The sequence below is a fragment of the Spirosoma migulaei genome (assembly GCF_054776855.1).
This window is the reverse complement of the sequence record NZ_BAAHBG010000010.1, coordinates 290,476-306,662: the sequence shown is the minus strand read 5'-3', so window position 1 is coordinate 306,662 and position 16,187 is coordinate 290,476. Positions and strand designations below refer to the sequence as shown.

Sequence of the window (16,187 nt, the reverse complement as noted above, 5' to 3'; positions counted from 1 at the left end):
AGTCTTTCGTTATCAACCTAAAAGGTAGATGGATCGCCAAGCTACTTTGTTCGCTTGACCGATAGCCTGTTTTCCGCTATCTTTCAGCAACTGACGAACCTTTTTATAGCCGATGTCTTCACGTCGTTCATTCCTTCAGGCCACGACGCTGGCACCTTTTCTGTCGTTAACCGACACCCAGTCGGCACCTGCGCTTATAAAGCCTAATCGCTTGAAACCCGGTGATACGATTGGGCTATTTTGTCCGGCGGCACCAGCCTACAGTCAGGAAACGGTGAAGATTGCGCAAGAGTCACTGGCTGCGCTTGGGTTCCAAACGAAACTGGGCCCGCACATCTACGACCGCTACGGCTACCTCGCCGGACGAGATGCCGACCGCGCTTCGGATTTACATGCGCTGTTCGATGACCAACGTATTAAGGCGGTCATGGCGATTCATGGCGGTTGGGGCTGCGCCCGATTGCTCCCTCTGCTTGACTACAACCTGATTCAACGCAATCCGAAAATTCTGATTGGCTATAGCGATATTACGGCCTTGCTGCTGGCCATTTATGCCAAAACCGGCCTGGTGACGATGCATGGGCCTGTTGGGTCCGCGACGTTCAATGCGTACACGGTTGACTGGTTCAAGCGGGTACTGATCGAAGGCGAGCTGGTAACCATGCGCAACCCCACCGAAAAAGGCGATAACCTGACGCAGGTTGAGAATCGAATCACCACGATTCATCCGGGTCTGGCTCGTGGTCGACTCGTAGGGGGTAACCTGACTGTATTGAGTCATCTGGTTGGTTCGTCGTATCTGCCCGATTGGAAAAACACGATCTTGTTTGTTGAAGACACGCACGAGGACGTTTACCGCATGGATCGAATGTTGACGCACCTCAAACTGGCGGGTATTCTGGATCAGATTTCGGGATTCGTTTTCGGTAAATGCAGCGAATGTGGCCCCGGAAGCGGTGGCTACGGCTCGTTGACATTAGATGATGTGCTCACCGAGCATATTATTCCATTAAACAAACCGGCTTATTCGGGAGCCATGATTGGCCATATTCGTGATAAATTTACCGTTCCTTTGGGCATCGACACCGAAATTGACGCCACGGCGGGTACGATAAGACTGCTGGAATCGGCAGTGAGCTAATTAGATGTTCTGAAGGTTAGTTCTCGCTTGGCTACGCCGAGTGGGGGCTATTGGTTTAACGGCCTCTGGCCGGAGAAGTACAATAATTGTATCAAACGGGCCAGAGGCCCTTGAAAGAATAGTCCTCACTCGGCGTAGCCAAGCGAGAACGCGAAGAGAACGAAACATGGCAATAGAACCAGCCCACGGCAACCCCGAACTGTTAAAAGAATTACTCCACTATCAGATGCCCTTTGGCAAGTACAAAGGGCATCTGATCAAGTCGTTACCCATTTCGTATTTGGAGTGGTTCGTACAAAAAGGTTTTCCGGCTGGCAAGCTGGGCATGTTGCTGCAAACCATGTACGAAATCAAGCTGAATGGATTAGAGTATTTGCTGGATGGTGTTCGGCGTAGTCTCTGACTGGGAGCGACAGCCCGAAACACTGAACGCCACCCAGTTCACTTACGGCTTCACTGCTACCGCGGGAGCTTTCCAGAACTCCGGCGTTCCGTATGTGCCTCTGGTGATCTCACCACCGTACAGCACTGAATTAAGCAGTACCCGATAGGTTCCCAACGGTTGCCCACGCCACTGAGGTCGGAAACCATGCAGAATGACGTGCCCCTTGCCCTGTTTTACATCCAGCGAAGCGGCATAGCCTTGTAAATACTTTTCACCCAGCAAATAACCTGACCGCAAGGGCGAACCACTCGTGGCAAACTTGGCCAAAGCCTGGCCTTTGAAACCCTCAAGGGTTGTAAAAACGGGACTATCGTCCACAAAAACAGCGGCTCGGGTAGGCATACCGGCCATGACCGGATGCGTGGGATCGGTTTCTACTTCCAGTATCGAACCGCCCGTGAAGAAGTCTTTAGGATTGACACCCGCCACAACGTTTTTCACGGGTAAGTGGAGCGCTTCAATGGCGTAATCGCTGCTCTCATTCAGGCAGACGAGCGTTCCACCCTGGTTTACAAAATTGGCCAGGTTCGCAGCCCCCAGAGTTCCTAACCCACCTTCGTAAGCGGGCGGCACGGCTCCTTTCGCGAAACCATCTTTGATGTTCCGGGGCCGATCGGACGCCATCAGGATTACGTCGAAACGGTCGCTGAGGTCGCTGGCCAGCACGTTGGTATTGTTGATGACGACAAACGGGAATTCGAACTGCTCCAGAATCCACTGCGACCAGCCTTCGTCCATGCTGGCGGTCCAGGGTTTGTAAATGGCAATGCGGGGTTTCACCGTTGCCCCGGCCGTGTTAGCGGTCAGTTCTGCGGTGACGCCTAAGTCCTTAATCCAGGACTCCAAGGTTGTTCTGGCCAGCCCGCTGATAGCATACCGTTGGTTCTCCTTATTGAATTTGACCGACGCGTCTGCTTTCAATGATCGGGTAATTACTTTAAACGCATTATTTTCGGCCGGATTGACCAACACCACCGCGCCCGTACCTGTTAGTTTTCCTTCTGGGGTTTTAATCCCCGCCGAAACCGGGTTCGTGTCAAAGCCGATGCCTGTTACAAAATCCGCTGGAGTTGCATCCTTCTTATCATCGGTTTTCCAGTCTTTACCCGTTCCGTTTACTAGCTGAATAGCGCTTTTCAGCTCGTCAGATAAAGGGGTTATGGCTGGGATTACATTCAGTTCAAATTGCAGGGGAAGTGTCCAGCCGGCGGCATCATACGGTTGTTCAGGTGGGCCGCCGGGAAATTCGCGCAAATCGGGGTACGCCTGTACATCGAGCAGTTGTTTGGTCAATTCACCGTATTCCTGATTCATGGGTATCACCCAGGTTCCTTTAGCGTAATTCCGTCCGTCAAAGGCAACATCTTTCGAGAGCTGACCAATGCGAATTCCGTGAAACGCTAATCGACGGAGAAGCTCTGCGGGTCGGGCAGGATCGCGTTGTTTTTGCGGAATAAAGTACGCATAAGGAGGTTCCTGTTCGTATTTTTTGATCGTGTTTCGCCCCGATTGGTAGCGGTTGTACAGAAGCACATCACCGTATTTGGCGGCATAATCGAGCGTGGCCAGGGAGGCCGTTTCCATGTACGCCATCGCATCACTGATGCGCCACCAGCCACCGGGCCACGGACTGGAATACAACGACTCGACCCGGAACTCTTTTTTGTCCTGCGGAAAATCGCGAACGGTGTAAAAATGGGGGGTCGCGTAGTTGTATAAAGCCGTTTCGGTCCAGAAAGCCGGAATGTTTTGCAGCACGGGCATGTAATCGATATAGCCGGGATACCAGGCATCGAAGCCCGTGCCCATGTGCGTGGCTCCCTTTTGGCCGTTACTTTCCAGTGCCTGCGCCATCGCCATCCCGATCATATTCACTTCTCGGGCAATGATAGGCGGTGTTTGCGACGCAATCGGTTCGGCAAAGGGTGGCAACCAGATGCGTGTTGGGAAAGGCGAGGTTTGGTGGTGCACAAAAATGATATTCGGCTCCCACTCGCGCCAGGTACGCGCCACCACCCGCGACTCGATCATGTTGAGCATGTAGGCGTCGCGGTTGTTGTCATGGCCAACGTATTTCTGGTACAAGAACGGGGGAGGAGCCACCTCGAAAGGCGTGCCCACATTTGATTTGTACCAATCGCCAATCATCGTCTGGCCGTCGGGGTTGAGCGACGGCCAGAGTAGCAGAATCACATTATCCAGAATGTTCCTGATCTTGGGGTCGTCGGCTTTGCTGAGCATGTCGTAGGCCAGCGAAATGGTGTGTTGTGCCCCTGCCACTTCGGATGCGTGCAAACCGCCATCAATATGTACCAACGGTTTTCCTTCCATCGACAGCTTTTTGGCTTCGTCGTCGGTAAGTCCGGCCGGGTGCGCCAGTCGTTGCGCAATAGCCCGGTATTTGTCGATGTTATCGAGATTTTTCTTCGAGGAAATCAGGGCAAAATACCAGGGGCGACCTTCTGAGGTTTCGCCGACATGCACCAGTTTGACCATATCGCTGGCTTCATCGAGTTTCTTAAAATAGGCCAGCGATTGCTCGTAGGTAGCCAGATGGAAATCAGCGCCTACCGGAAACCCAAGCGTTTCTTCGGGTTTGGGAATGGGTTTTTGCTGGGCTATAACGGATGAGGCTGTTAGCCAGCAACAGCCTATGGTCAGGAGGGAAATATGTTTTAGGGCATACAGTGGGGGGATGTTCATTGATGTATAGTTCAGGTTGTAAAGATGGTAATGTTGATGGAGTGTGATGCGTTCTGCTGTGGTATGCCGTGGTGTCGGTTACTCTAACCGACACGTGAGGTTTCTCAAAACCTACTATTCGCACCGTTAGGTTTTGAGAAACCTCACGTGTCAGGTTGAAGAACCTGACATCACGGCTACACGGGTCATTTCCCCGCCACAGGCGGCTTGTCGGCGTCGAAACCATCGGGCAAACGCATCAACCACAGGTTCCGAACACGACCGTTGGAGATACGCAGACCGGCAACGGCATTTTTGGGATTTCGGACAGCGTCGATCGTTGAGGCAAACCACCAGCCTGTCGAGAATTTGTCTTTATCGACAGGCTTCAGCGCTACCTCGCCATGATGCACATGCACCAGTTCGAGCGCATCACCCTTCTGCCGGATGGTGTAAATCGTTTCTAATTCCGGGCTGTAATACCGACCGATATAGTCCGCGTTTACGATCTTATCGGACTTGGTATCCGTTGTGGCTGGTTTGGGTGGAGCTGGAGCCTCTTTGGTTTTCTGTAGATAAGGTGCCAGATACAGGTCGGCCATTTCCAGTACTTTGGCGGTCGGATTCGCTTCGGCCTGATTGCTTAGCACAATGAACCCATAATCTTCTTTTGGGAAATAGCTGATGCTGGATCGGAAACCGGCGTCGGCCCCGTTGTGACCGTAATAGGCTACGCCTTTATGGGTGCCGTGTACCAGCGCAAACGCATAGGGGATGGAATCTCCATTGGTCAACTGGCCACGCTGTAGCATTTGTGTCATCGTGGCGGCATTGCCGATGGTAGGATTCTTGAAATTATTGATCCATTTAGCCAGATCTTCTACGGTTGTGAATAAACTGGTCGCTCCGGCGTTGGCATAGCTGAGTACGCTTTTCTTAAAGAAACCTGCCGACATGTCAAATGATCTATGAAACGAATAGGCTCTGCCTTTTACAATGCGTTCATCATCGTCGTAGAACAGCGTATTTTTCATGCTCAGGGGTGTAAATACCTTCTGTTTCATCCACTCCCGAAAGGGCTGTTTACCGACACGCGCCACAATTTCGGCCAGTAGCGTATAGCCCGTATTGCAGTATAATGATTCGGCTCCGGGTATGAAATTCAGTTCTTTCTGTCGCCGAACGAGGTTGAAAATGTGCTCTTTGGTAATCACGTCGCTCATACCCCAACCCGCCATGGTCAGCAAAGCCCACTGATCGCGCAGGCCACTAGTGTGGTGAATCAGGTGGCGAATGGTGATTTTCTGACCAAAATCCGGCACCTCGGGCAGATATTTGTGAATATCATCATCAAGGGAAAGCTTGCCTTCCTGCGCCAGCAGCACGATTCCATAAGCCGTAAATTCCTTGGAGACAGATGCTACGTGGAAAATCGTTGTGGGCGTAATGGGCGCGCCCGTTTCAATGTCGGCATCGCCGAAACCTTTGGCATAAATCAATTTGCCACCATGCACAACACCCACAGCCGCGCCAGGGCGTCCGGTCCCGTTCCATTCCGAAAATAGCTTATCGACTTTGGCGGCCAGGGTATCGGGTGGGGCTTGCGCGAAAGATATAGGGCTGGTTAGTAGGGCGCAGGCGAGTAAGAGAAGCGGTTTGGTCATAATGAGGAAGGTGTTTTGTAGAGACGCAATCCCTTGCGTCTCCTCATGCGTCAGCAAAAACCATCCGGTCAGGGAGACGCAAGGGATTGCGTCTCTACACAGGTTACTTGCTCACAGGCAGAACAACCTCGTGCTATCCCGCATTGGCTCCTTTTTCGTGTAGTTATTTCTAAACTAGGTTGAATCTGGCGTTTGTGCAGACGAGCACACTGATAGGAGTATCAGTAGCAGACAACAAAGTCGATTCATGATTGTATTCTAGCTTTTGGAAGATTCTACACAAGTATAAGCACAACAACTGTAATTTCACTTTGAATCGACTAAAAGCAGCCAAACAGAAGCGAAAAAGAAGTGTAAAATTTGCTCTATTTGAATTTTATTGATAGAAAATATCGGGATGCCAGTTTCTTGCGATGTGTTGGATTCTGGAAGGCTAGTCCCGCGAAGTCGCTACCTTTGTGAATGGATTATTTTAAAAATCTGCTTGATTTACTCAAGGTTGAACGAGAAGAAGACCGTACTCAATACCGTAAACTCACCGAAACAACCTCCGTTGCTGAACGTCGGGCCAACGGATTAACCTGGTATCCAATCGCTATCCGGGGTTCAGAAATGAGCCGGGGTGATTACCTGACGGTAGAAGTTGAACGGACGACGCATCAGGATATACCGCACCAGCTCCGATTTGGCATGCCCGCCGTGTTTTTTAGTAATCACGACCCTAAAACCGACCGGGTCGAAGGAACGATTTCGCACCAGAGTGGCAATCGGCTCAAAATAACCCTGAAGGTAGATGAACTGCCCGACTGGTCGCGGGATGGGAAACTAGGCGTTGAAGTGCTGTTCGATGATAACAGCTACAACGAAATGGAGGAGGCCCTTAAACAGGCTAACGCCCTGGGTGAGAAGTCTGATAACCGTTTGATTTCGATTCTGACCGGAGAGAAATCACCTACTTTCCATCCAGAAATCCCGACCTTACATTTACCAAAACTGAATCCCAGTCAGGTTTCGGCAGTTGGTAAAATACTGTCGGCCAATGAGCTGGCTATCGTGCATGGGCCTCCAGGTACGGGCAAGACCACAACGCTGGTGCAGGCAATCAAAGCCCTGATCGCGCAGGATCATAAGAAGATTTTAGTAGTTGCCCCCAGCAATACCGCCGTCGATTTGCTGAGTGAAAAGCTGCACGACGAAGGGCTAAACGTGCTTCGGGTGGGCAATCCGGCTCGTGTATCGGAGCGATTAATGGCGCTAACGCTGGATCATAAAATGAGCGAGCATCCCTACATGAAGGAGGCCAAGAAACTGAAAAAGCAGGCCAATGAGTTCAAGAATATGGCGCATAAGTACAAGCGCAATTTTGGCAAAGCCGAACGTGATCAACGCAAAGCCCTGTTCGATGAGGCCCACCGGATTATGAAGGAAGTCGGTAATTCGGAACAGTACATTATTGATGATCTGGTGGCAAAAGCACAGGTGATTACGGCAACATTGGTTGGGGCAAATCATTATACAGTTCGGAATCTGACCTACCATACGGTTGTGATTGATGAAGCTGGGCAGGCGTTGGAACCCGCCTGCTGGGTACCCATTCTGAAAGCGCAGAAAGTTGTGTTAGCGGGCGATCACTGCCAGTTGTCGCCCACCATCAAATCGGCCGAAGCGGCCCGGAAAGGCTTGAGTACAACCCTGCTCGAAAAATGCGTGACGCTGCACCCCGAAGCGGTTACGCTACTGGACGAGCAATACCGAATGCACGAGCACATCATGGGCTATTCGTCGCAGGTATTTTACGAGAACAAGGTACGAGCGCATGCTTCTGTGGCCCGCCATTCGTTGTTCGATGGCGATACATCCCTGGTATTTGTGGATACCGCCGGTTGTGGTTTCGACGAAAAACTGGAAGGTACCAGTTCGACAAATCCCGAAGAAGCCGCGCTGTTGATCAAGCATTTAACCCAATTGGTAGAAGGCCTCAGCACGCGCTATTCGAAACAGGACTTTCCGACGATCGCTATCATTTCGCCCTACAAACAACAGATAAATATTCTGAAAGACCAGTTGTTGAGCGCCCCTGATTTGCTGACTTATGGGGATAAAATCTCGGTGAATACGATTGATAGTTTTCAGGGACAGGAACGGGATATTGTCTACATATCCATGACCCGAAGCAATGCCGAAGGGGAAATTGGTTTTCTATCCGACATCCGCCGAATGAACGTAGCCATGACTCGCGCCCGCAAGAAATTGATCATCGTCGGCGACAGTGCTACGTTAGCCGGGTTCCCGTTTTACGCTGATTTTATTGCGTATTCTGAAGGGCTCGATGCGTACCAAAGTGCCTGGGAGTGGATGTAAATTACTGGCGCGAGTGAATACTCGCGCCAGATCGACGCCATAGAAATCCATGAACACAGACTACACAGTATTAACGCGAGCTATCCGTCATTGGATAACTGTTCCTCAGGCGGAAGAGTCGATCATTTCTTCGCTGTTTGAACCTCGGCATATACCGGCTAATGATTTTTTTCTACAAGCGGGCGATGTTTGTCGACATGTTGGGTTTGTGACGCAGGGGCTGTTGCGTTATTATATTCTTGATGACGGGCAGGAACATACGTATGATTTCTCGCCCGAGCAGCAGTTCACCTGCAATTACGAGAGCTTTCTAACCAAGACGCCTTCAACTCGATTCATTCAGGCCATTGAAGATACCTCGCTGCTGGTTATCAGTTACGATAATCTCCAACGGCTGTATGATCGACTGCACGAAGGGCAAAAGTTTGGGCGGCTGGTTGCGGAGGAGTTATTCGTCGGTATGTTGCAAAAGCTTACCTCGTTTTACAAAGAAACCGCCGAAGAACGCTACGATACGTTTCTGCACAGTTTCCCCGATTTGCAGGAGCGAGTGCCCCAATACGTTATCGCTTCGTATGTCGGGATTAAGCCGCAGTCACTCAGTCGAATTCGGGCCCAGCGGGCGGGCAAACAGTATTGATCGATCTTCACCTAGGTGAATGCATACGTCTGTACGGACTAGGACCTTTGTTGCGTCACTAATTCATACAACGATGCTTACAGAAAAACTGCCCCTCTGGGCCAAACTCATCGGCTATTTCTTCGGTGCCGCACTTATCTTTATTGGCGGCCGTTTTTTGCTCCTGCCCGAGCAGGCTGAACTCGGATTCGGACTCCTATACGCCCAACCGAATGAATCGTTTCATTACATTAAAGGCATTCGCGATCTGACGTCCGGCTTGTTTTTCACAGCGTTCACCATAGCGGGTTGGCGCAAACCCCTCGCTACTCTGTTTTTAATTGGATCGTTGACGCCGGTTGGCGATATGATCATTGTGCTGACATCACCAGCGGCAGTGTTAACTACGGCCTGGATTCATGGCCTGACGGCGTTAACTGCCTGGATAGTTGGTTATTTTTTGTTGTGGCAGAAAGGTTAGTTACACGGGCCTCCGGCCCGTATCTGCCCCGTATTTCATGTATCAATAAGCGTCCAGAACAACCAATGGAGATTCAGGACAGGCACTGCTGAACAAATATTGATGAGGCTCCAGAACAATACCCGCTTTCACCGGATTCCAATGAATATAGCTGAGTTTCTGGTCAATCATTTTCCTGGAAAAAAGCTCCATCGGGTGCGATGTCTTTTGCCAGAACATAAGCTCACGATTTTGTTTTTCAACGTTTGCATAATACTTGAACAAATGCATCAGCCATCCCTTTCGACTTTCTTCGGGATTTTCATCAATCAACTTGATGAGCTTTTTGGCCGTCGCACTTTTGAAATCTCGTAGCAGATTACTCAATAAGCCATGTTGTACCTGCCGCCGAACAATCATGTGGATATGACTTGACATAATGACGTACGCGTAAATTTCTAAGCCACGTTCCTGCTGGCAAAACTGTAAGTTTTTGATAAGCTCATAGCAATACGTTTGCCGAGTGAAGATGTCTATCCAACCTACAGTTGTTAACGTGATAAAGTAGGGTGCATCTTCTGTATTAGCTTTTAAAAATTCAGACATGTTTTTTAGGTTTTAATAGTAGTGATTTACGGGCCGGAGGCCCTATGATAGGACACACTCGGCGAAGCCAAGCGTGAACATGGAGGCTTGGTCTCTCGATTAGAGTTTAACGATACGCAACGTTCACGCTTGGCTTTGCCGAGTGTGTCCTATCATAGGGCCTCTGGCCCGACGCTTTGGCGGGTAAATTCTAAGACGGATATCCTTACAGGAGGACACGTTACTATCAAATCAAATTTGCCCTTATGAAACTCTTCAGAAATACACAGTTTGCTGTACTGCCTGCCTTACTGCTTCTGGGCGCCAGCGTAGCTATGATTCCCAACGCCAAAGAGCCGGTTGGCGTTGGGGTCAAAGTGCCCAAAGGTGCCGAAGTGCTCTTCGATGGCTCGAAGAAGATGCTCGATGAAAAGTGGACGTACTGGGAAGGGCCTCGGCTTAAGGCCAGTCTGCCCATCAAGTGGAAGATTGAGCAAGATCCGGCGGGTAGCGGTACGGTCATGAATACGAATGATCCGGCAGCTGCGGGTGGCCTGTATGGTGCGGCCGACATTGTGACCAAAGAAACCTTTCGGGATTTCCGGCTGCATGTGGAATTCTATGTGAGCAAAGCGGGCGGCAACAGCGGTGTCTATCTGCAGAACCGCTACGAGATTCAGATTTTCGATGGCGATACCACCAGCCACGGCTTAGGTGCGGTCATCAACGAGTCCCCCTCGCCCTACAAACTGTACAATGGTATCGGGAAATGGAATGCCTATGATATCGAATTCCGGGCCGCTCGTTTCAAAGACGGTAAACGCACCGAACCGGCAATGGTGACGCTGTATCTAAACGGTAAAAAAGCACATACCAACCAAAAGATTACGCAGGTTTGGGGTGGCCCGAACTCCGGCATCGACGGGGGGAACGATGGCGGCAAAGGCGTTACCGATACGCCGGGCGGACTGAAACTCCAGGCCGAAGGGCATGATGTGCTCTACCGCAACATCTGGATCAAGAAGATGGATATCAAAGAGGCCAACACGGATTTTTAAGAACTAATGAATGGTTCTAAAACATCTTGATGTAAATTTGTTCACTATAGGTAAACTTCTGTTCTTGGATAGATGTTCAATGTAATAGCGCGTCGTACGCTACTGGATTATTGCAAACTGTACCCTCAGGCAGCTAATGCATTGAAACAGTGGTATGCAGAGTTGTTGGAACAGGAGTTTACTAATTTCAATGAATTGAAGTCCGTTTATGGCCATGTTAGTATCGTCGCCGATGATCGGGTTGTCTTCAACATTATGGGTAATAAATACCGTTTAGTAGTCCGAATGGTATTTGAGTATAAAGCTATCCAGATCAAGTGGTTCGGTACACACGCGGAGTATAATAAAATTGATGTAACAGCGGTGCAATTTCCAAAGAAACCATGAAGTTGAAGACGATTAAAACCGAGCAGGAATACGACGAGATGATGGCCTGGGTAGATGAACACTTCGACCGAAACGTACAGCCAGATAGTTCGGAAGGAGAGATTTTACAAGTTGCTCTATTGCTGGTGAAAGCCTATGAAGATGAGCATTACCCAATACCTGCCCCAGATCCTATTGATGCGATTCGCCTTAAAATGGAAGAAAAAGGAGTCAGGAATAAAGACTTTGTGGGGAAACTGGGTAGTAAAAGCTATATATCAGCTGTATTGAATAAACGTAAGCCATTAACGCTAGAAATGGCCAAGTTTTTTCATAAAGAATTAGGTATACCAGCAGGTGTGTTACTGGCTTAATATAGTGCTTACATGTCGGTAACGCCTTTAACGCCCTTGTTACCGTTTTTGCCGTTGGCAAGGCTTAACTAACGCCCAATGAAGGAAAAGAGGCTAATCGTGTGTATACTTGTCAAGTGACTCACTTTTAGCCTCTTTCTATATGAAATTGCTCTCCGTCCTTCTATTTTGTGTGGCTTCCCTGTTCTGGGCCTGCCAGTCTGCCGAAACGAATACCACAACCTTAACCGCCTACTTTGCTTCGGATACAAGCGGAGTGGCTAATGGGGGTGTTCGGGTGATTCCGATCAAGACGCTTAATCGCACGTTTAACGTCTGGACGAAGCGGTTTGGCAACAATCCCAAAATTAAACTACTGCTGCTCAACGGCGGGCCCGGCGCTACGCATGAATACTTCGAGGTAATGGAAAGTTTTCTGCCCGCCGAAGGCATCGAGTTTATTTACTACGACCAACTGGGAACGGGCAATTCCGATAATCCAAAGGATACCACCTTCTGGAGTTTGCCCCGCTACGTGGAAGAAGTAGAGCAGGTTCGTGCCGCCCTGAACCTCACGCCCGACAATTTCTATTTGCTGGGCCACTCCTGGGGTGGGATTCTGGCGATGCAGTACGCGCTCAAATACAACAATAACCTGAAAGGGCTGATTATCTCGAACATGATGGCCAGTTGCCCCGACTACGGTAAGTATGCCGATGACGTACTGGCGAAGCAGATGGACCCGGCGGTGGTAAACGAAGTGAACGCCATTGAAGCCAAAGGTGCGTATACGAGTCCCCGTTACATGGAACTCCTCCTGCCAAACTTCTACGCCAAACACATCTGTCGCATTCCCCTCGACCAGTGGCCCGAACCGATGACACGCGCGCTTAACAAGATAAACCAGTCATTGTACGTCACTATGCAGGGGCCCAGTGAATTCGGGATTGCGGGGAATTTAACCAATTGGGATGTCAAGGCCGAACTACCGAAAATTACGGTCCCTACGCTAACCATTGGGGCTCAACATGATACCATGGACCCCGCACATATGAAATGGATGGCCACCCAGTTTCCCAACGGCAGCTATCTCTATTGCGCAAACGGCAGCCACATGGCTATGTACGACGATCAAAAGACGTACATGAGCGGTCTGATCAAATTCATAAAGGGCGTGAATGCCGGGGAAAAGAAAGGCATCCTCTGAGGATACGGCACTGTCGGTCAGAATTGATTTTTCAGGCCTAGGGTGGGGTAAATCTGCAACCGGTTTTCGGGTGTCAGCACGTGGTAATACAGATAAGCCCTTGATCCAACAGAAACGGTTTTGGTGATTTTAACCCAGACCTGAGGATCAGCGAAAAAGGCGATTTTCTTACCACGTTGGCTACTGGTCAAATCGGTACCCTGATTCCGATTCTCACTCCACCCAACAAAACTCCCGGCTAGCATGAGCTTGTACTGAAAAAATCCTTTTCCAAAATAAAAGGTGAGCTGCGGATCATGACTCGGCTTCAGAAAGGTCGTATATCGGTAATTAACACTGGCGCTTAGCCAGGCCCCTTTCCATTGAAACGGGTAGGCGGCTCCAACGCCAAATGAATTCGTTAGGTAATACCCGTACGAAGGTGGTGCCACCCCCAAACCTCCACTGTACAGCAAAGACAGGTAGATTTTAGGGCGCCAGTACCGTAGATTTTTAGAGACTTGCACAAATAGCTGACCGATGTTGTTCGTTTCGCCATTAAAGTCGGTTTGCATTTTTAACAGAAACGAGCCACTGGAATCGTTACTTTTAAAATACTCGAACGTGAGCGAAGCAAAATTTTGTTTGTTCAGACCGGGGTCAATGGAATGCCTGAAATCATAATGGAGTTGAAGCTGTTGCGCCTGATTGGGCAAGGCGGAAACAAGTAAACAAAGCAGGAGTATGGTTTTCATACAATTGGGGTTGTAAAACGATTTTTTGACAAAACTTCGTCTTACAGCCCTGAAAGGCCGGAATTCAGGCAGAAACGTTACGGAATTCAGGTTTCCGGTTGTTGTATAAACAAATAGCTTCGAGACGGGCTTATCCGGTTTGACGGATTGATAGATGCCATACTGTATATGGATGAGTTTGATCGGCGGGCATTTTCCGCTCTTTTTACTAGGGTGATTGAAACCTGTTTTGGCCAGCCGCTGCAAAGCCCGCTTTCCGAATCAGAAAGCAAGCATTTAAGTAATGAGATTGAGGAACGCACCGGGCTGGTTGTAGGGTGGAGAAGCCTAAAAAACTATGCTGCTTTTCTGCTTAACCCCAGCGCAGGTAAACAGGAAAATCCGTCCGTAGCCACCCTCGATACACTGGCCCGGTACGTATTTAAGGCTCCGGCCACCACGGAGGCAGACCGGAAAAAGAATGAAGAGCATTTTCCGTACTGGTTCCGGTATCGTGAACAGTTTATTCTGCCACCTGCCCCTGAACGCGTTGAACCCAAACCCCGGACCAGGAAGAACGTCGTTGGGCTCGTTGCGGGCTTTTTAGGGCTGGTTGTAACAGGCTGGATTCTGTTCGTACGGGAAGCGGCATTAGAGCAGGTAATCGACGATTTCCGCACGACAGATGCCTCGGCACTGAGTCGTACGGGCTGGATGCTGCATGATCCAAATGCGGCTTACTGGAATCGGCGGGGCGAAAAGCCGGGTCAACTGACCTTGTTTACACTCAGGGGAGATAACTGGCATAAGACAGGTGAGGCCCCGCAAATTCAGAATTTGCTGTTCCGGAAAATCCAGAATGACTGTTTCCGTACCGAAGTACATTTTACCGATTTTGTACCCAATGCAAACTGGCAGCAGGCGGGGTTAGTGCTATTGGAGGATACGTTATTTGCCGGAAAAAGTATCCGTATATCGCTGGCCTATAATGACTTCTTTGGGGGCTATGTCCGACCCGGCGAAATTCTGATTCAGGCAGTGGCGTCCTACGGTAGAGGCTACACCAATCTGGAAGAAATTGCCCATGAGCCTCTGTTTCCACTGGGCAGCCCGGTCAATCAGCGTCTCGCGGTGAATAACCTCAAAAACTTCGCGTTCAGGGTTGAGAAACAGGGCCAGAAATTTCGGTTCTTATATTCGGCCAGTCCGGTTGACAACTTCTCGTTTAAAGAAGTGGCCACCTACGAGTTTGGGATCAAACCCAAGTACGTGGGCCTGTTTGCCTTAAAAGGATTTGTCGATTCAACGGCTGTGATGCCGGTTGCGGTCCGGTATTTTCGTTTAGATGGGCAACGGTGCGAGTAGTAGTAAAAACGGCTGCTCTCTTCCTTCTATCGCCATGAACCGACTTCCTATGAACCGTCTCGCTGTACCGTTTCGTCATTTCGTCTATTCGCTCCTGTTGTTGGGGGCTTTTGTTGTCCTGTCTGCTACGCAGGGATATAGCCAGACCAGCGCTGTCAAGGCGGGTAAGGTCGAACGCATTAAAGTACATGGCAAAGGGCTGGAGGGCAATCTGGCGGGGGATTCACCGGATCGGGATGTTTCAGTCTATCTGCCACCAAGTTATCAAACCGATAAAAAGCGGCATTATCCCGTCATCTATTTCCTGCATGGGTTTACTGACAGCGACGATAAGTGGTACGGTTTCACGAAGCACTGGATCAACCTGCCTGCGGTGGCTGATAAGGCGTTGGCGGAGGGGAAAACGAAGGAGTTTATCATCGTGACGCCCAATGCCTACAACCGGTTTGCCGGGAGCATGTATTCCAATTCAGTGACGATTGGCAATTGGGAAGATTTTGTGGCCGATGAATTAGTGGCCTATATGGATAAAAACTACCGCACCATTCCACAAGCCAGTAGCCGTGGATTGGCGGGCCACTCGATGGGTGGCTACGGCACCATTCGCATCGGGCAGAAGCACCCCGAAATCTTCTCCAGTTTATACCTGCTCAGTCCTTGCTGCATGGTGCCGAACATGAGTGGATCGATGAGTGCGGAGCGGGCGGCTCAGGCGGAGGGTGTCAAGACGGTGGCTGATTTGGAGAAAGCAGATTTTGGCACAAAAGCCATGTTTGCTTCGGCGGCTTCGTGGTCGCCCAACCCAACGAACGGGCCCTTCTTTCTGGACTTGCCCGTTAAAGATGGGCAGCCACAGCCACTGGTTACGGCCAAATGGGCCGCCAATGCCCCCCTGGCAACGCTGGATCAGTACATTGGCAACATCAAACAACTGCACGCGCTGGCCTTCGATGCAGGCTCGAAGGATGCCAGTATTGCCGCCAACAACAAAATCCTGGACGGCATCCTCACCACCTACCAGATTCCGCATACCTACGAAGAGTACGACGGCGACCACATCAACCGAATCGCCGAGCGCATCGAGCTAAAAATGCTTCCATTTTTCACGGCTAATTTATCGACGGAGCTGGTGAAGGCCGGGAAGAAGAAGTGAGTGTGGGGTCTAATT

Annotated in this window: 15 protein-coding genes; 11 read left to right on the top strand and 4 right to left on the bottom strand. The window is 50.1% G+C overall.

Features of this window, described 5'->3' with window-relative positions; genetic code table 11:
* Positions 1 to 112: 112 nt before the first annotated feature.
* Positions 113 to 1,141, top strand: coding sequence for a S66 peptidase family protein (locus ACYVGO_RS11880; protein WP_460969451.1), 1,029 nt, complete (start codon positions 113 to 115; stop codon positions 1,139 to 1,141).
* Positions 1,142 to 1,307: 166 nt separating this feature from the next.
* Positions 1,308 to 1,544, top strand: a complete 237-nt coding sequence (locus tag ACYVGO_RS11875; RefSeq protein ID WP_460969450.1) for a DUF3820 family protein — start codon at positions 1,308 to 1,310, stop codon at positions 1,542 to 1,544.
* Positions 1,545 to 1,586: 42 nt separating this feature from the next.
* Here the strand turns inward: ACYVGO_RS11875 and ACYVGO_RS11870 are convergent, their stop codons facing one another.
* The gene (locus ACYVGO_RS11870; RefSeq protein WP_460969449.1) at positions 1,587 to 4,289 is read right to left on the bottom strand and encodes a M14 family metallopeptidase; all 2,703 of its coding nucleotides are present in this window, start codon (positions 4,287 to 4,289) and stop codon (positions 1,587 to 1,589) included.
* Between the two features lie 185 nt (positions 4,290 to 4,474).
* The gene (locus ACYVGO_RS11865; RefSeq protein ID WP_460969448.1) at positions 4,475 to 5,932 is read right to left on the bottom strand and encodes a serine hydrolase domain-containing protein; all 1,458 of its coding nucleotides are present in this window, start codon (positions 5,930 to 5,932) and stop codon (positions 4,475 to 4,477) included.
* A gap of 462 nt (positions 5,933 to 6,394) precedes the next feature.
* Here ACYVGO_RS11865 and ACYVGO_RS11860 point away from each other — a divergent pair, with 462 nt between their 5' ends.
* From ACYVGO_RS11860 to ACYVGO_RS11850, 3 genes are all read left to right on the top strand, one after another.
* On the top strand, positions 6,395 to 8,293 hold the full coding sequence (locus ACYVGO_RS11860) for an AAA domain-containing protein (RefSeq protein WP_460969447.1): 1,899 nt from the start codon (positions 6,395 to 6,397) through the stop codon (positions 8,291 to 8,293).
* 49 nt (positions 8,294 to 8,342) lie between these two features.
* Positions 8,343 to 8,933: a Crp/Fnr family transcriptional regulator gene (locus tag ACYVGO_RS11855; protein ID WP_460969445.1), complete on the top strand. Its 591-nt coding sequence runs from the start codon at positions 8,343 to 8,345 to the stop codon at positions 8,931 to 8,933.
* Between the two features lie 73 nt (positions 8,934 to 9,006).
* A complete protein-coding gene (locus ACYVGO_RS11850; protein WP_460969444.1) occupies positions 9,007 to 9,393 on the top strand; it encodes a DUF4267 domain-containing protein in 387 nt (128 codons plus the stop codon).
* A 42-nt stretch (positions 9,394 to 9,435) separates the two neighbouring features.
* Here the strand turns inward: ACYVGO_RS11850 and ACYVGO_RS11845 are convergent, their stop codons facing one another.
* Complete coding sequence (locus ACYVGO_RS11845) at positions 9,436 to 9,978, bottom strand: REP-associated tyrosine transposase (RefSeq protein WP_460969443.1); 543 nt, start codon at positions 9,976 to 9,978, stop codon at positions 9,436 to 9,438.
* Between the two features lie 245 nt (positions 9,979 to 10,223).
* On the opposite strand from ACYVGO_RS11845, the gene ACYVGO_RS11840 reads away from it, so the two are divergent.
* From ACYVGO_RS11840 to ACYVGO_RS11825, 4 genes are all read left to right on the top strand, one after another.
* Positions 10,224 to 11,015: a 3-keto-disaccharide hydrolase gene (locus tag ACYVGO_RS11840; RefSeq protein WP_460969442.1), complete on the top strand. Its 792-nt coding sequence runs from the start codon at positions 10,224 to 10,226 to the stop codon at positions 11,013 to 11,015.
* A gap of 72 nt (positions 11,016 to 11,087) precedes the next feature.
* The gene (locus ACYVGO_RS11835; RefSeq protein ID WP_460969441.1) at positions 11,088 to 11,402 is read left to right on the top strand and encodes a type II toxin-antitoxin system HigB family toxin; all 315 of its coding nucleotides are present in this window, start codon (positions 11,088 to 11,090) and stop codon (positions 11,400 to 11,402) included.
* Complete coding sequence (locus ACYVGO_RS11830; RefSeq protein WP_460969440.1) at positions 11,399 to 11,755, top strand: helix-turn-helix domain-containing protein; 357 nt, start codon at positions 11,399 to 11,401, stop codon at positions 11,753 to 11,755. The genes ACYVGO_RS11835 and ACYVGO_RS11830 overlap by 4 nt, the downstream gene beginning before the upstream one ends.
* 142 nt (positions 11,756 to 11,897) lie before the next feature.
* Entirely contained in the window at positions 11,898 to 12,941 is a 1,044-nt protein-coding gene (locus ACYVGO_RS11825; RefSeq protein WP_460969439.1) for a proline iminopeptidase-family hydrolase, read from the top strand.
* A gap of 17 nt (positions 12,942 to 12,958) precedes the next feature.
* Here ACYVGO_RS11825 and ACYVGO_RS11820 read toward each other — a convergent pair whose 3' ends face one another.
* A complete protein-coding gene (locus ACYVGO_RS11820; RefSeq protein ID WP_460969438.1) occupies positions 12,959 to 13,675 on the bottom strand; it encodes a DUF5020 family protein in 717 nt (238 codons plus the stop codon).
* Positions 13,676 to 13,843: 168 nt separating this feature from the next.
* On the opposite strand from ACYVGO_RS11820, the gene ACYVGO_RS11815 reads away from it, so the two are divergent.
* Positions 13,844 to 15,019 (top strand): beta-xylosidase family glycoside hydrolase, encoded by a 1,176-nt coding sequence (locus tag ACYVGO_RS11815; protein ID WP_460969437.1) that lies wholly within the window; start codon positions 13,844 to 13,846, stop codon positions 15,017 to 15,019.
* A 49-nt stretch (positions 15,020 to 15,068) separates the two neighbouring features.
* The gene (locus ACYVGO_RS11810; protein WP_460969436.1) at positions 15,069 to 16,172 is read left to right on the top strand and encodes an alpha/beta hydrolase; all 1,104 of its coding nucleotides are present in this window, start codon (positions 15,069 to 15,071) and stop codon (positions 16,170 to 16,172) included.
* Positions 16,173 to 16,187: the final 15 nt, after the last annotated feature.